The organism is Ruegeria sp. BHSA191, from assembly GCF_059613325.1.
Map to the genome: position 1 here is coordinate 68,967 of NZ_JBXWSH010000015.1, position 22,475 is coordinate 91,441.

A 22,475-nucleotide genomic window follows, 5' to 3' on the forward strand; every position below is an offset into this window, starting at 1 on the left:
TTGCTCTGATGTCACGACCGGTAGTCCGCGTTGATCTCGATGTACCCGTGCGTCAGGTCGCAGGTCCAGACAGTGGCCTTGCCCGCGCCCAGCCCCAGATCGACCGCGATCACCAGTTCCTGGCCTTTCATATAAGCGGCGGCGTGTTCCTCGCGATAGGTTGGGCTGACCCAGCCGTTTTCGGCCACGAGGATATCGCCGAAGGAAATGCTGAGCGTGTCGCGATCGGCCGCCGCGCCGGATTTGCCGATCGCCATGACGACACGGCCCCAGTTCGGATCCTCGCCCGCGATGGCGGTCTTGACCAGCGGTGAATTGGCGATGGCCATACCGTGGACCTTGGCATCGGCGTCCGAGGCGGCGCCGGTCACGCGGATCTCGACGAATTTGGTGGCGCCTTCGCCGTCCTTCACCACCTGATGCGCCAGGTCCAGCATCACCGATTCCAGCGCCCGCGCGAAATCGGCATTGCCGGTGGCCTCCACCCCTGACGCGCCCGTCGCGCACAGCAGCAGGCTGTCCGAGGTCGAGGTGTCGCTGTCCACGGTGATGCAGTTGAAGGTCCGGTCGGTCTGCTCGGCCAGCAACCGTTGCAGCGCCGGTTGCTCGATCTTCGCATCGGTGAAGATATAGACCAGCATCGTCGCCATGTCGGGCGCGATCATGCCCGACCCTTTGGCAATCCCCGCAATAGAGACTGTTTTGCCATCAATCTCCAACTGCGCGCTGGCGCCTTTGGGGAAGGTATCGGTGGTCATGATCGCCCGCGCCGCCTCTTCCAGCGCGTCGGCGCGCAGGCCGGCGGTCAGTTCGTCCAGCCGGGCCACGATCCGGTCATGCGGCAGCGGCTCGCCGATCACCCCTGTGGACGAGGTGAACACGCGGCTCTGCGCCACACCGGTCGCCTGCGCCACGGCTTCGGTGATCTGCTCGACCGACGCCTGCCCGTACTGCCCGGTAAAGGCGTTGGCGTTGCCCGAGTTCACCAGGATCGCCGCCGGCCCGTCGCTGGGTCCGCCGATCTTGTCCTGGCAATCCAGCACCGGCGCCGCACGGGTGGCCGAGCGGGTGAATACCCCCGCCACCGCGGTGCCCGGATCGAGCACCGCCAGCATCACGTCGGTGCGGCCCTGATACCGCACCCCGGCGGCGACCGTGGCGAATCGCGCACCGTCGATAACCGGCAGATCAGGAAAGGCCGCGGGGGCCAGCGGAGACACCTTGGTGATCTTGGCCAATGGGGTTTACTCCTGAACCAGGTCCAGCTTACGGACCACGTCCGGGGTCAGGCCCTCGACATCGGGGCGCTCGACGCTGCCCGCCTGGGTCAGCTCGTCGATCCTGGCCTGAATGGCCTCCTGACGGACGGACTGGGCCAGCTCGTCGCGCACCTCGGCCAGCTCGGGCGCTTCGGATTTGCGTTTGTCGTTCAGAATCACGACATGCCATCCGAACTGGGTCTGCACCGGGTCCGAAACCTGACCTTTTTCCAGCCCGATCACGGCCTGTTCGAACTCGGGCACCATCTGGCCCTTGCCGAACCAGCCCAGCGCGCCACCATTGGGACCGGACGGACCGGTGGATTTCTCCTTGGCCAGCTCGGCAAAATCGGCGCCGTCATCCAGTTGCGCTTTGATCTCTTTGGCCTCGTCCTCGGTCGCGACAAGGATGTGGCTGGCGTTGAACTCGTCCTCGCCCTGGAACTCGGCGAACTGCGCGTCATAGGCGGCCTGGATCGCGTCGTCGGTCACCTGGGCATCGGTGATCTGGTTCACCGTCTGCACCGCCTTCAGCGAGCGCGCCTCGTTTTCCAGCATCAGCGCGTTCAGGCGGGTCAGGTCTTCCTGCTCTTGGCTCAGCAGCTGCTGCTGGATCAGCTGCTCGACGATGAACTGGTACAGCACCTCGTCATCCAGCTGCTGATATTGCGGCGGCAAGCTGGCCGCGGTGGCGATGACATGGCCCAAAGTGATCTCGTCGCCGTTGACGCGCGCCACAACCGTGTCGGCCGAAGGTTCGGTTTCGGCGGCAACCGGCAGGGCCATCATGGCCGCAAGCGCCAGCGATGGCAGAAAAGTGAGACCTTTGGGCATGAATTCATCCTATATTCTGGCCGCGACAGGGCGTGGCGTTGACACTCTGGAACCTGCCGCTTACATCGCTTGAAGCCTTTGACAGGACCATCTTTCCTCCCAGCTATCTATGGGTTGCGCGCAAGGTGGGCAAGCCTGTCGCAACCAAGACAAGAAAAGATCCGCTGGAGTGAACATGCTGGGACTCGGTACGCTTGCCAAAAAGGTGTTCGGAACACCGAACGACCGCAAGATCAAGGCAACCCGCCCGCTGGTCGAAAAGATCAACGCGCTGGAGCCGGAGTTCGAGAAGCTCTCGGATCACGATCTGAAGGCCAAGACCGACGAGTTGCGCAAACGCGCCAAGGAGGGAGAGAGTCTGGACGACCTGCTGCCCGAAGCCTTCGCCAACGTCCGCGAGGGCGCAAAACGGGCTCTGGGTCTGCGGGCCTTCGACGTGCAGCTTCTGGGCGGTATCTTCCTGCATCAGGGCAACATCGCCGAGATGAAAACGGGCGAAGGCAAGACTTTGGTCGCCACCTTCCCCGCCTATCTGAACGCACTGACCGGCAAGGGCGTGCATGTGGTCACGGTCAACGAATACCTGGCCAAGCGCGACGCCGAATGGATGGGCAAGGTGTTCGGCGCCCTCGGCATGACGACCGGTGTGATCTGGTCGGGTCAGCCCGATGCCGAGAAAAAGGCCGCCTATGCCTGCGACATCACCTATGCCACCAACAACGAGCTGGGCTTCGACTATCTGCGCGACAACATGAAGTCGGACCTGGCGGACGTCTACCAGAAGTACCACAATTTCGCGATCGTGGACGAGGTCGACTCGATCCTGATCGACGAGGCGCGCACGCCGCTGATCATCTCGGGGCCGTCGCAGGACCGGTCGGATCTGTACACCGCCATCGACGCGCTGATCCCCGAGCTGCAGGAAGATCATTATACGATCGACGAAAAATCCCGCAGCGTGACGTTCACAGATGAAGGCAACGAGTTCCTGGAAGAACAGCTGCAGGCCCGCGGCCTGCTGCCCGAGGGCCAGTCGCTGTACGACCCCGAAAGCACCACGGTGGTGCACCACGTCAACCAGGGCCTGCGCGCGCACAAGCTGTTCCAGCGCGACAAGGACTACATCGTCCGCGACGGCAACGTGGTTCTGATCGACGAATTCACCGGGCGCATGATGCCGGGCCGCCGCCTGTCCGAAGGTCTGCACCAGGCGATTGAGGCCAAGGAAGGGGTGCCGATCCAGCCCGAGAACGTGACCCTGGCCAGCGTGACCTTCCAGAACTATTTCCGCCTGTACGACAAGCTGGCCGGCATGACCGGCACCGCCCTGACCGAGGCCGAGGAATTCGCCGAGATCTATGGCTTGGGCGTTGTCGAGATTCCGACCAACAAGCCGATCGCTCGCGCGGACGAGGATGATCAGGTCTATCGCACCGCGGCCGAGAAATACGCGGCCATGATCGAAGAGATCAAGAAAGCCAACGCCAAGGGCCAGCCGGTTCTGGTTGGCACGACCTCGATCGAGAAGTCCGAGATGCTCAGCCAGATGCTGACCAAGCAAGGCATCAAGCACAACGTCCTGAACGCCCGCCAGCACGAGCAGGAGGCCCAGATCGTGGCCGAGGCCGGACGTCTGGGCGCGGTGACCATCGCCACCAACATGGCCGGCCGCGGCACCGACATCCAGCTGGGCGGCAATGTGGAAATGAGCGTGATGCAGGCGCTTGCCGAGAACCCCGACGCCGACCCGGCGGAACTGCGTGCCCGGGAAGAATCTCGCCACGCCGAGGAAAAGCAGAAGGTGCTGGAGGCCGGAGGTTTGTTCGTTCTGGCCTCGGAACGCCATGAAAGCCGCCGCATCGACAACCAGCTGCGCGGCCGCTCGGGCCGTCAGGGCGACCCGGGCCGCACCGTGTTCTTCCTCAGCCTGGAAGACGACCTGATGCGCATCTTCGGCTCGGAACGGCTGGACAAGGTTCTGACCACGCTGGGCATGAAAGAAGGCGAGGCGATCGTGCACCCTTGGGTGAACAAATCGCTGGAGCGCGCGCAGGCCAAGGTCGAAGCCCGCAACTTCGACATGCGCAAGAACGTCCTCAAGTTCGACGACGTTATGAACGATCAGCGCAAGGTGATCTTCAGCCAGCGCCGCGAGATCATGTCCTCCGACGATCTATCCGACATCGTGTCAGACATGCGCGAGCAGGTGATCGACGACCTGATCGACCAGTATATGCCGCCCAAGAGCTATGCCGACCAATGGGATACCGAGGGGCTGCACGCGGCGGTCAAGGACAAGCTGAACATGGATGCCCCGGTTCAGGACTGGGCCGCCGAAGAAGGCGTGGACGATGAAGCCATCCGTGAGCGCCTGATCAAGGCCGCCGACGAGATGATGGCCCAGAAGGCCGTCGCCTTCGGCCCCGAGAACATGCGCAACATCGAAAAGCAGGTGCTGCTGCAGACCATCGACAGCAAATGGCGCGAGCACCTGCTGACGCTGGAGCATCTGCGCTCGGTCATCGGGTTCCGCAGCTATGCCCAGCGCGACCCGCTGAACGAATACAAGACCGAGGCGTTCCAGCTGTTCGAGAACATGCTGGACGGCATGCGCGAGACGGTGACCCAACATCTGGCACGTGTGCGCCCGCTGAGCGAGGAAGAGCAGCGCGAGATGCTGGCCCAGATGCAGGCGCAGCAGGCCCAGATCCAGAAGGCCGCCGAACGGGCCGAAGCGGTGGCCGAAGCCAAGGCCTCGGGCGATGCGCGCCCCGGCTTCGTCGAGGACGACCCGTCAACCTGGGGCAATCCCTCGCGCAACGATCAATGTCCCTGCGGATCGGGCAAGAAGTTCAAGCATTGCCATGGCCGGCTGGTCTGACCTGGCCCAATTTCCGACACAATGACTCCGCGTCGCGGCCACAGATTGGCCGCGATCTTTAACGACAGTCTCCTTTGCTCCTTCAACTGGGGAGGGTGTCTTGTTCGTGATTCGAAACTATGTGACCACCGGCGGTACGGTCGCGTGCGCGCTGGCCATCGGGTATCTGATGCAGTACGGCCCGGCGGCGCAGTCGGCCGCATCCCCCTCTGCGGGCCAGACTGCTGTTGCCGAAAGTACGATGATCGCCGGGCTCGAGGACATCGTCCTGACCTCCGCCTCTCCGGCCACCGGAGACACCCCAACCCCGGACACCGCGCGCCCTGCCCCCGCCGACGCGACCGCCGCGGCCGATTGCGGGCTGCGTGCCCGGGCGACGACCGTGCCACTGGCTTCCGCCCATGTCGTCGTGACGGCGCCATGCCATCCGAACCAGACAGTCGAACTGCTGCACAGCGGCATGGTCTTCACCGGACAGACCGATCAGGACGGGCGGCTGGATCTGACCATCCCCGTTCTGGCCGAGTACGCGATTTTCCTGATCTCGTTCGATGACAAGCTGGGCACGGTGGCCACCACCCATGTGCCCGAAATCGCCGGATTCGACCGTGTGGCCCTTCAATGGTCGGGCAGCACCGAGCTGCAGCTGCATGCGCTGGAATTCGGTGCGTCGTATGGCGAAGCCGGGCATGTCTGGTCGAACGCGGAAGCGCAAGGCACAGGCCGGGTGGAGCACTATGGCACCGGCGGCGGCCGCAAGGTCGAAATCTACTCGATTCCCAAGAACGGCAACGGAACCGACGGATCAGTCGCTCTGACCGTCGAGGCTGAAATCACCCCCGCGAACTGCGGGCAGGAGCTGAGCATGCAATCGCTCGAGCTGCTGAGCGACCAGGAACTGCGGTCCCGCGAATTGTCGCTTGTTCTACCCGCCTGCGACAGCCGGCAGGATTTTCTGGTGTTGAATAATCTGTTCCAAGACCTGAAAATCGCCGCAAACTAATCGGCAGGCGGGTCAACGGGATTAATGACATTTCTTCGCGCGGCGGTGACGGCGGTGTCGCTGTTCACGGGTGTATCGGGCGCCCTGGCACAAGACATCACACTGACCTCGCATGACGGTCAGGTCGAGATCACGGGCACCCTTCTGGGATATGACGGCGAGTTCTACCGCGTCGGGACCCGGTTCGGAGAGCTGACGGTGGACGGCTCGGGGGTGACCTGCGATGGCCCGGCCTGCCCCAACCTGACCGATTTCGTCACCGAACTGCACCTTTCGGGCGCCCCGGTGATGGCCGAAACTCTGTTTCCTGCGCTGATCGAAGGCTTTGCCGAACGCGAAGGGCTGATGCTGATACGCTCCGACCTTGGCGCCGACCGGTTTCAACTGGCCCTGCATCGGGCCGGACGCGATGCGCCCATGGCCCGATTTACGCTACACGCCACCCCTACCGGCCAGGCGTTTGCCGATCTGATCGCCGATGAAACCGACATCGCCTTGGCGCTGCGCGAGATCCGCGCGCCCGAGATCGCCGCGGCCCGTGATGCCGGTCTTGGCGACCTGACCCGGCCGCGCCGCTCGCGGGTGGTGGCGCTGGACGCGCTCGTGCCGGTGGTGGCACCGGACAATCCGTTGACGCAGATCTCGCCGGCGGACTTGGCACGCGTGTTCAGCGGCGCGGTGACCAACTGGGCCGAACTCGGCGGCCCGGACGCGCCGATTTCCCTGCATCTGCCCGATGCGGGATCAGGCCTGGCGCAGGCCGTGCAGGACCAGCTGTTACAACCCGCCCAGGCACAACCCGCCGACACCGCGATCCGCCATGCACGGGGCAGCGATCTGGTCGCGGCCATCGCGCGCGATCCCTTTGCCATCGGAATCGCCACCTTGGCCCAGGTCCGCGGGTTGCGCGCCCTGCCGCTGGCGGGGGGCTGCGGTCACGCGATGCGGGCCACCCGCCCGGCCATCAAGACCGAGGACTACCCCCTGACCCTACCGATGTTCCTGTATCTGCCACAGCGGCGCCTGCCCAAGATCGCCCGACAGTTTCTGGCCTATGCCCTGGGTCCCGAGGCGCAGATGGTGATCCGCAAAGCCGGGTTCACCGACCAATCGCACGAGGCCGTTCAGATCGGGCTGCAGGGGGACCGGCTGGCCAATGCCATCACTTCGGGCGGGTCCGAAGTGGGGCTGCAGGAGCTGCAACGCATGGTCGAAACCCTGCGCCCCCTCTCGCGCCTGTCGCTATCGTTCCGGTTCGAGCCGGGATCGTCGCGGCCGGACGCACAGTCACGGTCGAACATCCAGCAATTGGCGCAGGCGCTGGAGGCCGGCCAATATGACGGGCGCAAGCTGGTCTTCGTCGGCTTCAGCGACGGAGACGGACCGGCCGAGTCCAATGCCCGGATCGCCCTGCGCCGGGCGCAGACCGTGCGCAACGCGGTTCTGGCGGCGGTGCAGACATCGGTGCCCGACTCCGTCGACATCTCGGTCGAGGGGTTCGGAGAGGCAATGCCCCTGGCCTGCGACGACACCGACTGGGGCCGCAAGGCCAACCGTCGCGTCGAAGTCTGGGTGCGCTAGCGGTTAGAGATAACCTTCTGACCGGAAGCTCAGTTCGGTCGATTTCCCGATGATCAGGTGGTCGTGCAAGGTCAGCCCAAGTGCGGCGCAGGCATCGTTGATGCGGTTGGTCATGTCGATATCCGACTGCGACGGCGTCGGGTCGCCCGACGGGTGGTTGTGCACCAAGATCAGCGCCGAGGCGTTCAGCTCCAGCGCGCGTTTGGCGACCTCGCGCGGGTAGACGGGTACGTGATCGACGGTGCCCTTGGCCTGCTCCTCATCCGCGATCAGCACGTTCTTGCGGTCCAGGTAGAACACGCGGAACTGCTCGATCTCGCGATGGGCCATGGTGGTGTGGCAATAGTCCAGCAACGCGTCCCAGCTGGAGATCACATGCCGCTGCATCACCCGGGCGCGGGCCATGCGATGGGCGCAGGCCTCGAGGATCTTGAGGTCGGTGATGACGGTATCGCCCACGCCCTTGATCTGGCGCAGACGCTCGACCGGGGCGGTCAGCACCCGGTTGAAATCACCGAACGTATCCAGCAACCGCCGCGCTAGCGGCTTCACGTCCTGCCGGGGGATCGAGCGGAACAGGACCAGTTCCAGCAGCTCGTAATCCGGCATCGCCCCCGCGCCACCCGACATGAACCGTTCGCGCAGGCGCTTGCGGTGGTCCTTGATATACGAGGGCAGACGACCCGTGGGCAGCGGCGTGACCGGCGCTTCGTCACTTTCGAACAGCGATGGGGCTTCGGCAAAGGCGTCCTTGGTCATGCGCCCATGATTGCCGCAGAATCGGTTTCCGAATGGTTAACGCGCCTCACCGGCCATGCGGGCTGTGGCGCGGCGCACAACCAGATGCAGCAGGATCGAGAACACCCCCAGCGTCAGCATCGCGGCGAACATCAGGTCGGTCTTGGCGCGGCCATTGGCCAGCAGCATCAGGTATCCCAACCCCTGAGACGAGCCGACCCATTCGCCGATCACGGCCCCGATCGGGGCATAGACCGCCGCCAGCCGCATCCCCGAGGCCAGCGAGGGCAGCGCTGCCGGGATGCGGATATGCCACAACACGCTGCGTGGGCTGGCTTGCATGGTGCGGGCCAGGTCCAGATAGCCGGGCGGCGTGCGCATCAGCCCGTCGAAAAACGACGCGGTGATGGGGAAATAGATGATCAGCACGGCCATCGCGACCTTGGACCACAGCCCATAGCCCAGCCACAGGGTCAGCAATGGCGCCAGCGCAAAGACCGGCAGTGCCTGGGTGAACACAAGCATCGGCTGCACCAGCACCCGCGCGGCGCGGGAATTGGCCAGCTGCAGCGCCGTTATGACACCCAGCACCGTTCCAAAGGCCAGGCCGATCAGCACCTCGATGGCGGTGATCCAGGTGTGCTCGGCGATCAGCCAGCGGTTCTGCCACCAGGTCTCGGCCACCACCGCCGGTCCAGGCAGGATGAATTTCGGCAGGCCGGTCAGGGTGACGATCGCCTGCCAGAGGACCAGCGCAAACAGCGTCGCGGCAAGGGCCGAGAGCGTCTTCATGCCACCTCCTCGCGCAGCAGCTTCAGAAGCGCCCCCTGCGTTTCCAGCGTTTCCAGATCGTCGACCCGGCGCGGTACTGCCGCATGGGGCGGCTGGCATGGGGTCAGGCCGTGTCGCGTCATCACCATGATCGACTGACCCAAACGCGCGGCCTCGGCCGGATCGTGGGTGACCAGCAGAACGGTGCGGCCCTGCAACACCTCGGCGGCCAGGTCCTGCATGTCTGCACGGGTGCGCGCATCCAGCGCCGAGAACGGCTCGTCCAGCAGGATGATCGGCTTGTCCTCCATCAGGGTGCGGGCCAGCGCCACGCGCTGACGCTGCCCGCCGGACAGTTCCGAGGGCTTCTTGGTCATGTGGTCCTGCAGCCGCATTCGTTCGATCAGCCGGGCGCGGCGGTCGTGATCGACCCGTTCGCCGCGCAGCCGCGCGCCCAGCGCCACGTTCTGCGCGACCGTGGCCCAGGGCAGCAGCAGGTCGTCCTGCGCCATGTAGGCGACACGCTCGGCCACAGGCAGTCCGTCGCTGGCGCGGATCTCGCCGGTGAACTCGGCCCCCGTCGCCAACCCGGCGATCAGGCGCAGAACCGTGGTCTTGCCGACCCCCGATCCGCCCAGCAGACAGGTCCACTGCCCGGCCTTCAGCGACAGGGTCAGCGGCGCGAACAGCTGCGCGCCGTCGATGCTGGCCTGTCCGCTGAGGATCAGATCGGGGGGCGGGGTCATGGGGTCAGACCCATCTGCCAGAAATTCACCTCGAGCTCGGTCGCGGTGCGGAAGGTCTGGCACAGGCGATCCCAACGCGGTGTGGTACGGAAATCCGCCCCAAGTCGCCGTATCAGAGCGGAATCCAGCAGTTCACCCACAGCCTGACAGGCTTCCTGATATTCACTGCTGGAATAGGCGTCGATCCAATCGCGATAGGTGTCCGAGGTCGCCTCGGCCGCCAGCCAGGTGCCGATCTCGCCATATCCCATCACGCAGGGCGCCAGCGCCGCCAACAGGTCCAGCAGATCACCGCTGTAGCCGGCCTCGAGCACATAGCGGGTATAGGCCAGGTTCTCGGGGCGTTCGGGGGTGGCGAACAGCTCGTCCTGGCTGATGCCCTCGGCCTCGCAGATGCCGATATGCAACTGCATCTCTTCGGCCACCAGCGCATTGACGGTGGCCACGGCCGTCAGCATCTCGGCATGGGTTTCCGATTTCACCACCGCCAGCGCCCAGGCGCGCGAGAAGTGGATCAGGAACACGTAATCCTGCCGCAGGTAATGCAGGAACGCCGCGCGCGGCAGGGTGCCGTCCTTCAGTCCCTCGACAAAGGCGTGGCGGGTATAGTCCCGCCACGGCCCGTGCGCCGCGTCGCGCATCAGTGCGAAGGCTTTGCCGTACTCGCTCATTGCGCGGTCACGTCGATGGTGATGTCGCTGACCGGGTTGATACTGTCGATCATGCCGGACTCTTTCAGAAAGGCCTCGAACCGGGCATAGCGGCCGGCATCGAATCCCGCCGGGCGCAGTGCGAAACGCGGCAGGGTATCGACCCAGGCGCGGGCGTTCAGCTCGTCCTGCAACTCGGGCGAGGTGGCGGCGAAGATCTCCCAGCTTTTTTCCGGATTGTTCACGATATACTGCGTGGCCTTCTCAGTGGCGGCCAGGAAGCGGGCAATCATGTCCTTGTCCATCGTTTCGGGGTTGGCAACATAGATCAACTCGTCATAGGGCGGCACGCCTTCTTCCTCGATGTAGAAGCAGCGGCCCGGGACGCCCTCGATATCCATCTGGTTCAGTTCGAAATTACGGAAGGCGCCGATCACGGCGTCCACCTGCCCGGTCATCAGCGACGGCGACAGCGAGAAGTTGACGTTGATCATCTCGATATCGTCCAGCGACACGCCATGCGCGTTCAGCATCGCGGTCAGGATCGCCTCTTCGACACCGGCAACCGAAAAGCCGATCTTCTTGCCCTTGAGATCGGCCAGCGTGTTGATCGGGCCATCCTCGAGCACCAGAAGGCAGTTCAGCGGCGTGGCGACCAGCGTCCCGACCCGTTTCAGCGGCAGGCCCTCGTGGATCTGCAGGTGCAGCTGCGGCTGGTAGGACACGGCCAAATCGGCCTGACCGGCGGCCACAAGGCGCGGCGGGGCGGACGGATCGGCGGGCGGAACGATTTCGACCTCAAGCCCCTGTTCGGCGAAATAGCCGTTTTCCTGCGCCACGATGATCGGCCCGTGGTCGGGGTTCACGAACCAGTCCAGCAGAATGGTCATCTTGTCCTGCGCCCAGGCGGGCGCGGCGGCCAGCAAGGCAAGGGCGGCGATCAGTTTCTTCATGGTCTGCGTTTCCTTTTGCTTCACGACGTTGCGGCGGCGACCAGAACGATCCGGCCGGGCCAATGGGGGTGGAGTTCCTCTGCCGCGCGCCAGGCGCGCAGCCCGGTGGCACAGCAGAGGGCCAGCGATTTTCCTTTGTTAGGATCTATTTTCAGCGCTTCGACCGTCAATCGGCGAGCGTTAGGGTGAATCGGCTGGGGGGCCTCATCGACGCTGCGCAGATCGACAACCAGGTCGTTCGGGGTCAGTTGCGAGGGAGCAACAAAGGGGAAATGGCCGTCCGGTTCCGGCGCGGTGTCAAAGCGGAAGCCGCTGCTGATCCAGCTGCGCCCGTCCACCTGCACCATTTGGCCCAACGGCGAAGGCTCGAGGCCCAGGATCACGCCCAGCGCCATCTGCGCCTGCATCGCGCCGATCATCGCTATGACCGGGCCTAGAACGCCCGCGGTGGCACAACTGGCGCCACTGTCCGGCGCGTCGGGAAAAACCGCGCGCAAGGAGGGCGCACGGCCGCAGAACCCGCCGACATACCCCGACAGGCCCAAAACCGAGGCGCTGATCAGCGGCTTGCCCTGCGCCAGGCAGGTATCCGACAACGTATAGCTGGCCGCGTAACTGTCCGCGCAGTCCAGAACCAAATCGGCCTCGGCCACCAATTCAGCGGCATTTGCAGGCGTTAGAGTCTGTTTTCGCGCTGCAACGGTAATCTCGCTGTTCAGTGCCCGGCAGCGTTCGGCGGCCGCTTCGGCCTTGGGGCGGCCGCAATCGGACTCGGCAAACAGCGTCTGGCGATGCAGGTTCGACAGGTCCACCGTATCGGGATCGACGATGGTCAGATGCCCCACCCCAGCCCCGACCAGCAGCGGAAGCACGGGCGCGGCAAGCCCGCCGGCGCCGACGACCAAAACCCGCGCGCGGGCAAGGCGGTTCTGCCCCTCGGCCCCGACCTCGGGCAGGATCATCTGGCGGGCATAGCGGCTCATCGCGTGACCTCGATCCACTGGCGCACCCGCGCTTCGGGGTCGGCGTTCAGGGTGATGTCGGTCACGGCCGAGACGATGTCGGCCCCGGCCTGAAACACGCCCGGCGCGCGCTCGACGCTCATACCGCCGATGCCGACCAGAGGGATGTCACCCACGCGCCGTTTCCACTCGGTCACGCGCGGCAGGCCCTGTTGGTGCCATTTCATCTTTTTCAGGATGGTCGGATAGACCGGCCCCAGTGCCACATAGTCCGGGTCCATCGACAACACGCGTTCAAGCTCGTCATCGTCATGCGTGGATACGCCCAGTTTCAGCCCGGCCTTGCGGATGGCAGGCAGATCGGCGTCGTCCAAGTCCTCCTGCCCCAGGTGGATCCAATCGCAGCCTGCGTCGATGGCGGCCTGCCAATAGTCGTTCACCACCAGCACCGCGCCGTGGTCGCGGCACAGGGCCTGCGCGGTGGCGATCTCCGCGCGCACCACCGCGTCGGGCTGATCCTTGATGCGCAGCTGCACCAACTTCACGCCCAGGGGCAGCATCCGCCGCAGCCAGTCGGTGTGATCGAAGATCGGATAAAAGCGGTCGAGCGTCATGACAGAAAGGCCTTTCCGATCACGGGGGTCGAGGGTTCGGCCATGTCGCGCGGCTCGATCGGGTCGGCCTGATGCGCCAATTGCCCGGCCCGCACCGCCAGCGCCATGGCCTGCGCCATCGCCACCGGATCGCCCGCGCGGGCAACGGCGGTGTTCAACAGAACCGCGTCATAGCCCAGCTCCATCGCGTGGGCGGCGTGGCTGGGCAGGCCGATGCCCGCATCCACCACCAACGGCACGTCGGGAAACTCGGCCCGCATCGCGCGCAGGGCGTATTCGTTGTTCAAACCCCGCCCCGACCCGATCGGCGCGCCCCAGGGCATCAGAACCTGACATCCAGCGGCCAGCAGACGCTCGGCCACGATCAGGTCTTCGGTGGTGTAGGGAAACACCTGGAACCCCTCGTCGGTCAGAATGCGCGCGGCCTCGACCAGTTGGAACACGTCGGGCTGCAGGCTGTCGGTGTGACCGATCAGTTCCAGCTTGATCCACGGTGTGTCGAACACCTCGCGCGCCATGTGGGCGGTGGTGACGGCCTCTTTGACCGTGTGACAGCCGGCGGTGTTGGGCAGGATCAGCACGCCCAGATCGCGGATCATCGACCAGAACGCCTGACCCGCCCCGCCCGCGCCCTCGCGCCGCAATGACACCGTGGCCACGCCCGCACCGCTGGTCCGGAAGGCCTGTTCCAGGATCGCCGGGCTGGGATATTGCGCGGTGCCCAGCATCAGCGGGTTGGGCAGTTCGGTGCCGTAAAACGTTTTCATCCTCAGCCCCCCTGCATCGGTGCAACAACTTCGACCCGGTCGCCCTCGGCCAGTTTGTGCGCGATGCGCAGGCTGGAGGGCACGAATTCCTCGTTCACCGCGGTGGCGACGCGGCCGGAAAAGCCGCATTCCGCCAGCAATTCACCAAGGGTTTCGGCGCGCACCTCGCGCGGTTCGCCATTAAGCACGATCTTCATCGACCATCTCCGAATGTGTGTTCTCGAGCGCCAGATCGGCCACGCCCCGGGCCAAGGCCGGGGCCAGCAGGTAGCCGTGGCGATAGAGGCCATTGGCATAGATCGTCCGCCCCAGCCGGCGGATGCGCGGCAGGTTGTCGGGAAAGGCCGGGCGCAGATCGACCCCGATTTCCAGCACCTCGGCCTCGCCGAAGGCCGGGTTAAGCGCATAGGCCGCGCTGAGCAGTTCCAGTATCGAGCGCGCGGTGATGCGGCTGCTGTCCTCGGATTCGATCATCGTGGCGCCCAGCATGTAGACGCCCTCGCCCCGCGGCACGACATAGAGCGGCATCCGAGGATGTAGAAGCCGCACGGGACGGGTCAGCGTCACGTCGGGGCAGCGGATCACCAGCATTTCCCCCTTCACGCCGCGCAGGTCGTGAAGGATGTCGCGCGCGTGCAGGCCACGGCAGTCGATGGCGTTGTCCAGCCGCGACGGAGCCAGCTTGCGATGGAATGCGACGCCCTTGTCCTGAAGGCCGCGATACAGGTCCTGCAGCGCGCGGCGAGGATCCAGATGGGCCTCGTCTGCGAAGAACAGGCCTTGGGAAAAACCGTGCAAATCAGTCTCTAATTCAGCAATTTTCGCTTGATCGACCTGCGTGAACCCCTCAGTCCGGCGGGCAAATCGGCGCAGGTCGGGCAGGTCTCGCATGTTGGCCACAACCAGCGTTCCTTGCCGCGTGACCGGAGTGCGGGCTGCCCACCAATCGATGGCCTGTTGCCCCAGTCGCAGCACGGGTTCCTCGGCATTCTCATATTCGCACCAGGGCGCCAACATGCCACCGGCCCACCACGAACAGCCATGTGGCCCAGGAGGCCCGCCGGGGTCAAACACCCGTACCTGCGCACCCCGCGCGACCAGTTCCGAGGCCACGGCCAGACCGGCCACCCCGGCACCTATGACGGACCAGACCGTCACGACTCCCAAACCCGATAGAAATGGTGAACGGGGCCATGCCCGTGCCCGACTGCAAGACCGTCCGCCGCCGCAATTGCGCCCTGTAGATAGGAATGTGCCTGCGCCGCGGCATCCGCCAGCCCCAGCCCCTTGGCCAATCCCGCCGCGATGGACGAGGACAGGGTGCAACCCGTGCCGTGGGTGTTTTTGGTGTTCACGCGCGGGGCCTCGAACTGAGCAACGACCCCGTCCGGAGACACCAGCAGATCCCGGCAGACATCGCCCTTGCCATGCCCGCCCTTCATCAGAACCGCGCCCGCACCCAGATCGCACAGGGCATGGCCTTGCGCGGTCATCTCGTCTGTGGTCTCCGCAACCATCTGATCCAGCAGGCAGGCCGCCTCGGGCAGGTTCGGGGTCAGGACGGTGGCGCGGGGCAGCAGCACCTCGCGCAACGTCTGCACCGCCTCACGCGCCAGCAGGGCATCGCCCGATTTGGCGATCATCACCGGGTCCAGCACGATGGGCCCGGTAAAGCCGGACAGACCGTCGGCGACGGTCTGGATGATTTCGGGCGTGGCCAACATGCCGATCTTGACCGCGCGCACGTCCAGATCGGACAGAACCGCATCGATCTGCGCGGCGATCATGTCCAGCGGGATGCCATGTACGGCGGTGACCGCCTGCGTGTTCTGGGCGGTGACGGCGGTGATGACACTGGCACCGAACACACCCAGCGCCGACATCGCCTTGAGGTCGGCCTGAATGCCGGCCCCTCCGCCGCTGTCGGATCCCGCGATGGTCAAAGCGATATGCGCCATCTCGTTGCTCCATTCATCTTGGGCAACGGGGCTTGGAAAACGTCTGAGTGTTTTAGACCGTTCCCTCCGCCGGTATTGCCCGGATCAGGTTCGATGGGTTGGCTCGCGCGCCTCTCAGCCCCGGGTTCGGGGCACCCCAACGGTTGGGCGAACATTCTCAAGGCTGGGGCGAGGAATCAAGGGCCAATTCCGCGCAGTTTCGGACCAAACTGGACTCAGAACGAAAAAGGCCGGCGATGTTTCGCCGGCCCTTGGCTGTCTGAAACACTGGGATCAGCTTTGCATCCGCTCCCAGAAGGATTTGACGGATGAGAAGAAGCTCTTGGATTCCGGGTGGTTGTCTTCGCCCAGCTCGTCAAACTCCTTCAGCAGTTCTTTCTGCCGCGCGGTCAGGTTGACCGGGGTCTCGACCGCCAGTTCGATGAACATGTCACCGACACCGCCGCCCCTCAGCGCAGGCATGCCCTTGCCGCGCAGACGCATCTGCCGGCCCGACTGGCTGCCGGCCGGAATCTGCACCCGTCCGCGGCCACCGTCGATGGTGGGCACCTCGATCGAGCCGCCCAGCGCCGCCTTGGCCATGCTGACCGGCACCCGGCAATACAGGTTCATGCCATCCCGCTCGAAAAGCTTGTGCGGCGTCACCTCGACAAAGATGTAGAGGTCGCCCGGAGGACCGCCGCGCATGCCGGCTTCGCCTTCGCCCGCCAGGCGGATGCGGGTTCCGGTTTCGACACCTGCTGGAATGTTGACCGACAGCGCGCGTTCCTTCTCGACCCGACCCGAGCCGTGGCAGGATTTGCAGGGGTTCTTGATGATCTGGCCCAGGCCCGCACAGGTCGGGCAACTGCGCTCGACGGTGAAAAAGCCCTGTTGCGCGCGCACCTTACCCATGCCCGAACAGGTCGGGCAGGTGGTGGGTTCGACCCCGCCTTCGGCGCCGGTGCCTTCGCAGGACGAACAGGCCACGGCGGTCGGCACGTTGATGGTTTTCTGCAGCCCCGAGTAGGCCTCTTCCAAGGTCACGCGCAGATTGTAGCGCAGGTCGGACCCCCGCGCGGCCCGGCGCCCACCGCCCTGCCGGCCGCCCATGAAATCGCCGAACAGATCGTCGAACACGTCGGAAAAGGCGCTGGAAAAATCGCCCGAGCCAAAACCGCCACCCGGGCGCGCACCGCCGGTGCCGTTCTCAAAGGCCGCGTGACCGAACCGGTCATAAGCGGCTTTCTTGTCGGCATCGCGCAGGATGTCATAGGCCTCGTTGGCCTCTTTGAACAGCGCCTCGGCCTCTGGGTTGTCCTTGTTGCGGTCGGGATGCAGCTCCTTCGCCTTTCGGCGAAAGGCCTTCTTGATCTCTTCCGCCGAAGCGCCCTTGGATACGCCGAGCACTTCGTAGTAGCAGCGTTTTGACATCGGTGTTTCCTTCTGCCTCAACGTAAAACGGGCCGGCCCGGTATCCGGACCGGCCCGAACTGGCCCGGTTAGCCGTTAGGTGCGCTTGTCATCGTCCAGATCTTCGAACTCGGCATCGACGATGTCGTCATCGCCGGGGCCCGCATCGGCGGCGGTCGGTTCTTCGCTGGCCTCTTCAGACTGCGCCTTGTAGATCGCCTCGCCCAGCTTCATGGACGCTTCGGTCACGTTCTGGATGCCCGACTTGATCTTGTCGGCATTGTCCGATTCCAATTCGTCCTTAAGCGCGGCCACGGCCAGTTCGATCGCCTCGATGGTCGACGGATCGACCTTGTCGCCATGCTCCTCGATCGATTTCTCGGTCGCATGGATCAGGCTTTCGGCTTGGTTCTTGGCCTCGACCAGCTCCTTGCGCTTGCGGTCGGCCTCGGCGTTCTCTTCAGCATCCTTGACCATCCGTTCGATGTCTTCTTCCGACAGACCGCCCGAAGCCTGGATGGTGATCTTCTGCTCTTTGCCGGTGCCTTTGTCCTTGGCCGAAACCGAGACGATGCCGTTGGCGTCGATGTCGAAAGTCACCTCGATCTGAGGCATGCCGCGCGGAGCCGGCGGGATGTCTTCAAGGTTGAACTGACCCAGCAGCTTGTTGTCGGCCGCCATTTCGCGTTCACCCTGGAACACCCGGATGGTCACCGCGTTCTGGTTGTCCTCGGCGGTCGAGAATACCTGAGACTTCTTGGTCGGGATCGTGGTGTTGCGGTCGATCAGACGGGTGAACACGCCGCCCAGGGTTTCGATGCCCAGCGACAGCGGGGTCACGTCCAGCAGGACCACGTCCTTGACGTCGCCTTGTAGAACGCCGGCTTGGATAGCAGCACCCATGGCCACGACTTCATCAGGGTTCACGCCCTTGTGGGGCTCTTTGCCGAAGAACTTGGTCACCTCTTCGATGACCTTCGGCATCCGGGTCATACCACCGACCAGAACCACCTCGTCCACGTCGCTGGCCGAGATGCCGGCGTCTTTCAGAGCGGCCTGGCACGGCTTGAGCGATTTCTTGATCAGGTCACCGACCAGCGATTCCAGCTTGGCGCGGGTCAGTTTCATGACCATGTGCAGCGGCTGGCCGTTCGAGCCCATCGAGATGAACGGCTGGTTGATCTCGGTCTGGGTCGTCGAGCTGAGCTCGATCTTGGCCTTTTCGGCAGCTTCCTTCAGTCGCTGCAGCGCCATCTTGTCCTGGCTCAGGTCGACGCCGTGTTCCTTTTTGAACTCGTCGGCCAAGTAGTTGACGATGCGCATGTCAAAGTCTTCACCACCCAGGAAGGTGTCACCGTTGGTCGATTTGACCTCGAACAGGCCGTCGTCGATTTCCAGGATGGTCACGTCGAAAGTACCACCGCCAAGGTCATAGACCGCGATGGTCTGGCTGTCTTTCTTGTCCAGGCCATAGGCCAGCGCGGCGGCGGTCGGCTCATTGATGATCCGCAGCACTTCCAGGCCGGCGATCTTGCCGGCATCCTTGGTGGCCTGACGCTGGGCGTCGTTGAAATAGGCCGGAACGGTGATGACGGCCTGCGTGACTTCCTCACCCAAGTAGCTTTCGGCGGTTTCCTTCATCTTGCCCAGGATGAAAGCCGAAATCTGGCTTGGGGAGTACTTTTCGCCGCGGGCTTCGACCCATGCGTCGCCGTTGCCGCCGTCGATGATGCGATAGGGCACCATCTTCTTGTCTTTTTCGACCTCGGGGTCGTCGACCCGGCGGCCGATCAGGCGCTTGACGCCGAAAATCGTGTTTTCAGGGTTGGTGACCGCCTGGCGTTTTGCCGGCTGTCCGACCAGTCGCTCATTCTCGGTGAAGGCGACGATCGAGGGCGTGGTCCGCGCCCCTTCTGCGTTTTCGATGACCTTCGGCTGCGAGCCGTCCATGATGGCCACGCACGAGTTGGTGGTCCCGAGGTCAATCCCGATTACTTTTCCCATTATTTCGATCCCTTTCTTTTCAAGGCGATGTCCCGAGGCCAGAACCCGTTATGGCATCCCAGCCCCGATCTGTTGGGCGCGGTGGCACTACACCCTCGCGCGTCCCGGCGTATATAAGGGCGAGGCCCAAGGCCTGCAAGCACTGTGAAATGCAGGTTTTCGGGAATCTTGGGCCTTTTTTGGCAAGGATTTCGAAAGGAATGAGGTTTCTGCCGTGACTCGCCTGAATTTACGAGGATTCGACATCAGAAAAGGCCATCTGGACGGCGCCGCCCAGCAACAGCTGGTCGACGCCTTGCGACCGGTTCTGAAAGCCGCGCCGCTGTTTCATCCCAGCACGGCCTCGGGGCGCAAGATGTCGGTGCGCATGACCTCGGCCGGGCCGTTGGGCTGGGTGTCGGACGGCCGCGGATACCGCTACCAGGGCGCGCACCCCAAAGGCATGCCCTGGCCGGACATCCCGCAGCCGATCCTGACCATCTGGCGCGAGGTGACCGCGCTGGACCGCGACCCGGACTGCTGCCTGATCAACTATTACGGCGAAGGCGCCCGCATGGGCCTGCACCAGGACAGGGACGAGGCCGATTTCTCGTGGCCGGTCTTGTCAATCTCATTGGGGGATGACGCTCTGTTCCGCATCGGCAACACCACCCGCGGCGGAAAAACCGAATCCGTGTGGCTGAACTCGGGCGACGTGGTGGTCATGGGCGGCCCCGCACGGCTGGCCTATCACGGAATCGACCGGATCCGGTTCGGGTCGTCGCGCCTGCTGCCCCGGGGTGGCCGCATCAACCTGACCCTGCGCGTGGCGACCTAGCGCCGGGCGTCCCAGCTTTTCGAGATGTGCTTGCGTGTATAGAATTCACCCAGCAGGCCGATCATCATCAGCGCGATGCCGACCCAAAGCGCATATTCCCAGCTGGTGTTGCGCGGGAAATAGTTGCGAAAGATGAACCCGCGGCACTGATCGATCGCATGGAACAGCGGGTTCCAGGCAAACATCGCCAGCAAATAGCCGCCCAACGCGTTGGCGACGAACATCTTGCCGGAAAACACCATGTTCAACCGCCGATAGACGTTGCTGAGCATCAGGGACACCGTCGGCAGCCACGGCTTGAGCGCCATGAACACCAGCCCCACGGAACAGCCCGTGTACCAAGCCAGCACCAACATCGCGAAGGCGCCGCCGGGGTCCTGCATCTCGATCGGGGTAACCGCCACGCTGTAGACGAACAGGATCACCAGGATCGACACGATCTGCGTATACAGCGCGCCGAAAGCCGCCGCCAGCAGCAGAACCATCATGTTCATCGGCGAATGCAGCATCATCGGGTTGTTGGTGCCCCCCAACGAGGCGATCGCGCCCACCGCCTTGATATGGGTCATGAACAGGAAAATGCCCGACAGCAGGTACAGGATGAACTCGCCGCGGATCTTGGCCACCCGGGCACCCATGAAAGACATGATCAGGTAGAATACGCTGGCCAGCAGCACGACCTGCAGGATGTTCATCACGATGGCCAGAACGGCGTTGCTGTGCTGCGAGCGGATGTTGCGCACGACGGCGTGGAACACCAGTTCCGCCGTGGTGAAGGCGCTGCCAAGCAGGCTGCTGCTGCGCTTGTAATAGAACACTCGAACGCTCTTTCCCGGGTTTGTTCCGACAGCCTGGCACGAATTCCTTGCCGTTCCGTATCCGGCACAGCATAAGTTCGTCAGGTTTTCGGATCAACAAACCATGGAAACGGAGCATTTTTGTGACCTATGACGACCTCATCCCCGTGATCAGACGCCTGGCCCTGGAAGCGGGCGACAAGATCATGGAGATCTACGATGCCGATGATTTTGACGTGAAGGTCAAATCCGATTCCAGCCCAGTGACCGAAGCTGACGAAGCCGCCGATGCGCTGATCTCGGCCGGGCTGCGCGCCGCCTTCCCCGACATCCTGCTGGTGACCGAGGAACAGGCCGCGTCGCACAGCCAGCAAGGCGACACCTTTCTAATCGTCGATCCGCTGGACGGCACCAAGGAATTCATCAACCGGCGCGGGGATTTCACCGTGAACATCGCGCTGGTCGAAAACGGCGTGCCCACCCGCGGCGTGGTCTATGCCCCGGCCCGCGGGCGTATGTTCTATACCCTGGCCGATGGCCGCTCGGTCGAGGAGACCGGCGCCTTGGACAAGGACAAACCGGGCGAGGTCACGCCGATTTCAGTCTCTAATTCGGATAATTCGGCGCTTTTGGTGGTGGCCTCGAAATCGCATCGCGATCAGGCCACGGATGACTACATCAACAAATACCAGGTCAAAGACAGCAAGTCGGCGGGCTCGTCGCTGAAATTCTGCCTGGTGGCCACGGGCGAAGCCGACCTCTATCCGCGTGTCGGGCGAACCATGGAGTGGGACACCGCCGCAGGCCACGCGGTGCTGGCCGGAGCCGGGGGCCATGTGGTGCGTTTCGACGACCACACGCCGCTGACCTACGGCAAGGAGGGTTATGCCAACCCGTTCTTTATTGCCTATGCCCCGGGCGTCGAACTCAAGGAGGCCTGATGTCGGTTCTGATCGCGATCCCCGCCCGCTATGCCTCGACCCGCTATCCGGGCAAACCGCTGGTGCCGCTGACCGGCGCAACGGGAAAGCCCATGACCCTTATCGAGCGGTCCTGGCGCGCGGCCATGTCGGTCTCGGGCGTCGACAGGGTGGTGGTGGCCACCGATGACGACCGCATCCGCGCTGCGGCCGAGGGCTTTGGCGCCGAGGTGGTGATGACCTCAGAAAGCTGCGCCAACGGCACCGAACGCTGCGCCGAGGCGCATGACAGGCTGGGCGGCGGATACGAGATCGTGGTCAACCTGCAAGGCGACGCCCCCCTGACTCCGCATTGGTTCATCGAGGATTTGGTCAATGGCCTGCGCGCTGCGCCTGAGGCCGGCGTGGCCACGCCGGTGCTGCGGTGCGACGGCGAGGCGCTGAACGGGCTGCTGAACGACCGCAGGCACGGCCGGGTGGGCGGCACCACGGCCGTCTTCGCGACCGATCACAGCGCGCTCTATTTCTCGAAGGAAGTGATCCCCTTCACCGCCGACACCTATGCCGGGTCGGATCCGACGCCGGTGTTCCATCATGTGGGCGTCTATGCCTACCGCCCCGACGCGCTGGCCGCCTATCCGGGTTGGCCGGTCGGGCCGCTGGAACGGCTCGAGGGGCTGGAACAGCTGCGGTTCATGGAAAACGGACGCAAGGTTCTGTGTGTCGAGGTCGAGGCAAAAGGCCGCCAGTTCTGGGAGTTGAACAATCCGCAGGACGTGGCCAAAATCGAAAGTATGATGGCCGCGATGGGGTTGGAATAGGCGCAGA

The 22,475-nt window shown here is 64.2% G+C and carries 22 protein-coding genes and 1 riboswitch; of the genes, 6 read left to right on the forward strand and 16 right to left on the reverse strand.

Annotation, left to right across the window (positions count from 1 at the left end):
- Positions 1-11: 11 nt before the first annotated feature.
- Together argJ and AC2FNS_RS14285 are read right to left on the reverse strand one after the other, a co-directional pair.
- Positions 12-1,238 carry a bifunctional glutamate N-acetyltransferase/amino-acid acetyltransferase ArgJ gene (gene argJ / locus AC2FNS_RS14280; RefSeq protein ID WP_496710992.1) on the reverse strand — a complete coding sequence of 409 codons (1,227 nt, stop codon included), beginning with the start codon at positions 1,236-1,238 and terminating at the stop codon, positions 12-14.
- A 6-nt stretch (positions 1,239-1,244) separates the two neighbouring features.
- The gene (locus tag AC2FNS_RS14285; protein ID WP_496710993.1) at positions 1,245-2,093 is read right to left on the reverse strand and encodes a peptidylprolyl isomerase; all 849 of its coding nucleotides are present in this window, start codon (positions 2,091-2,093) and stop codon (positions 1,245-1,247) included.
- A 175-nt stretch (positions 2,094-2,268) separates the two neighbouring features.
- On the opposite strand from AC2FNS_RS14285, the gene secA reads away from it, so the two are divergent.
- The 3 genes from secA to AC2FNS_RS14300 all read left to right on the forward strand — a co-directional run bounded on the left by secA (position 2,269) and on the right by AC2FNS_RS14300 (position 7,558).
- Positions 2,269-4,974, forward strand: a complete 2,706-nt coding sequence (secA, locus tag AC2FNS_RS14290; protein ID WP_496710994.1) for a preprotein translocase subunit SecA — start codon at positions 2,269-2,271, stop codon at positions 4,972-4,974.
- A gap of 106 nt (positions 4,975-5,080) precedes the next feature.
- The gene (locus AC2FNS_RS14295) at positions 5,081-5,977 is read left to right on the forward strand and encodes a hypothetical protein (RefSeq protein ID WP_496797769.1); all 897 of its coding nucleotides are present in this window, start codon (positions 5,081-5,083) and stop codon (positions 5,975-5,977) included.
- 24 nt (positions 5,978-6,001) lie between these two features.
- Positions 6,002-7,558, forward strand: a complete 1,557-nt coding sequence (locus AC2FNS_RS14300) for a phosphate ABC transporter substrate-binding/OmpA family protein (protein WP_496710995.1) — start codon at positions 6,002-6,004, stop codon at positions 7,556-7,558.
- A 3-nt stretch (positions 7,559-7,561) separates the two neighbouring features.
- Here AC2FNS_RS14300 and radC read toward each other — a convergent pair whose 3' ends face one another.
- The 13 genes from radC to dnaK all read right to left on the reverse strand — a co-directional run bounded on the left by radC (position 7,562) and on the right by dnaK (position 19,113).
- On the reverse strand, positions 7,562-8,317 hold the full coding sequence (gene radC / locus AC2FNS_RS14305) for a RadC family protein (protein ID WP_170457055.1): 756 nt from the start codon (positions 8,315-8,317) through the stop codon (positions 7,562-7,564).
- Positions 8,318-8,353: 36 nt separating this feature from the next.
- Positions 8,354-9,088, reverse strand: coding sequence for an ABC transporter permease (locus tag AC2FNS_RS14310; protein ID WP_496710996.1), 735 nt, complete (start codon positions 9,086-9,088; stop codon positions 8,354-8,356).
- On the reverse strand, positions 9,085-9,813 hold the full coding sequence (locus AC2FNS_RS14315; RefSeq protein WP_496710997.1) for an ABC transporter ATP-binding protein: 729 nt from the start codon (positions 9,811-9,813) through the stop codon (positions 9,085-9,087). Before AC2FNS_RS14315 ends, AC2FNS_RS14310 begins: the two co-directional genes overlap by 4 nt.
- Positions 9,810-10,484, reverse strand: a complete 675-nt coding sequence (gene tenA / locus AC2FNS_RS14320; RefSeq protein WP_496710998.1) for a thiaminase II — start codon at positions 10,482-10,484, stop codon at positions 9,810-9,812. The genes AC2FNS_RS14315 and tenA overlap by 4 nt, the downstream gene beginning before the upstream one ends.
- Entirely contained in the window at positions 10,481-11,416 is a 936-nt protein-coding gene (locus AC2FNS_RS14325; protein WP_496710999.1) for an ABC transporter substrate-binding protein, read from the reverse strand. Before AC2FNS_RS14325 ends, tenA begins: the two co-directional genes overlap by 4 nt.
- 20 nt (positions 11,417-11,436) lie before the next feature.
- Positions 11,437-12,399 carry a ThiF family adenylyltransferase gene (locus AC2FNS_RS14330; RefSeq protein WP_496803895.1) on the reverse strand — a complete coding sequence of 321 codons (963 nt, stop codon included), beginning with the start codon at positions 12,397-12,399 and terminating at the stop codon, positions 11,437-11,439.
- Entirely contained in the window at positions 12,396-12,992 is a 597-nt protein-coding gene (locus tag AC2FNS_RS14335; RefSeq protein WP_496681045.1) for a thiamine phosphate synthase, read from the reverse strand. Before AC2FNS_RS14335 ends, AC2FNS_RS14330 begins: the two co-directional genes overlap by 4 nt.
- Positions 12,989-13,759: a thiazole synthase gene (locus AC2FNS_RS14340; RefSeq protein WP_496711001.1), complete on the reverse strand. Its 771-nt coding sequence runs from the start codon at positions 13,757-13,759 to the stop codon at positions 12,989-12,991. The genes AC2FNS_RS14335 and AC2FNS_RS14340 overlap by 4 nt, the downstream gene beginning before the upstream one ends.
- A 2-nt stretch (positions 13,760-13,761) precedes the next feature.
- Positions 13,762-13,956 (reverse strand): sulfur carrier protein ThiS, encoded by a 195-nt coding sequence (thiS, locus tag AC2FNS_RS14345; RefSeq protein WP_170342698.1) that lies wholly within the window; start codon positions 13,954-13,956, stop codon positions 13,762-13,764.
- Positions 13,940-14,917, reverse strand: coding sequence for an FAD-dependent oxidoreductase (locus tag AC2FNS_RS14350; RefSeq protein WP_496711002.1), 978 nt, complete (start codon positions 14,915-14,917; stop codon positions 13,940-13,942). The genes thiS and AC2FNS_RS14350 overlap by 17 nt, the downstream gene beginning before the upstream one ends.
- Positions 14,914-15,717 (reverse strand): bifunctional hydroxymethylpyrimidine kinase/phosphomethylpyrimidine kinase, encoded by an 804-nt coding sequence (gene thiD / locus AC2FNS_RS14355; protein ID WP_496711003.1) that lies wholly within the window; start codon positions 15,715-15,717, stop codon positions 14,914-14,916. The genes AC2FNS_RS14350 and thiD overlap by 4 nt, the downstream gene beginning before the upstream one ends.
- A 44-nt stretch (positions 15,718-15,761) precedes the next feature.
- Positions 15,762-15,866, reverse strand: a riboswitch (TPP riboswitch).
- 124 nt (positions 15,867-15,990) lie between these two features.
- Positions 15,991-17,130, reverse strand: coding sequence for a molecular chaperone DnaJ (gene dnaJ / locus AC2FNS_RS14360; protein WP_496681560.1), 1,140 nt, complete (start codon positions 17,128-17,130; stop codon positions 15,991-15,993).
- A gap of 75 nt (positions 17,131-17,205) precedes the next feature.
- Positions 17,206-19,113 (reverse strand): molecular chaperone DnaK, encoded by a 1,908-nt coding sequence (gene dnaK, locus AC2FNS_RS14365; protein WP_496797659.1) that lies wholly within the window; start codon positions 19,111-19,113, stop codon positions 17,206-17,208.
- Positions 19,114-19,327: 214 nt separating this feature from the next.
- On the opposite strand from dnaK, the gene AC2FNS_RS14370 reads away from it, so the two are divergent.
- Positions 19,328-19,930, forward strand: coding sequence for an alpha-ketoglutarate-dependent dioxygenase AlkB family protein (locus AC2FNS_RS14370; protein ID WP_496711005.1), 603 nt, complete (start codon positions 19,328-19,330; stop codon positions 19,928-19,930).
- Here AC2FNS_RS14370 and AC2FNS_RS14375 read toward each other — a convergent pair.
- On the reverse strand, positions 19,927-20,748 hold the full coding sequence (locus AC2FNS_RS14375; RefSeq protein WP_496681567.1) for an ABC transporter permease: 822 nt from the start codon (positions 20,746-20,748) through the stop codon (positions 19,927-19,929). The two genes, AC2FNS_RS14370 and AC2FNS_RS14375, sit on opposite strands and share 4 nt — an antisense overlap.
- A gap of 122 nt (positions 20,749-20,870) precedes the next feature.
- Between AC2FNS_RS14375 and cysQ the strand changes: the two genes are divergently transcribed.
- The gene (gene cysQ / locus AC2FNS_RS14380; protein ID WP_496711006.1) at positions 20,871-21,668 is read left to right on the forward strand and encodes a 3'(2'),5'-bisphosphate nucleotidase CysQ; all 798 of its coding nucleotides are present in this window, start codon (positions 20,871-20,873) and stop codon (positions 21,666-21,668) included.
- Positions 21,668-22,468 (forward strand): 3-deoxy-manno-octulosonate cytidylyltransferase family protein, encoded by an 801-nt coding sequence (locus AC2FNS_RS14385; RefSeq protein ID WP_496681572.1) that lies wholly within the window; start codon positions 21,668-21,670, stop codon positions 22,466-22,468. The genes cysQ and AC2FNS_RS14385 overlap by 1 nt, the downstream gene beginning before the upstream one ends.
- Positions 22,469-22,475 lie beyond the last annotated feature (7 nt).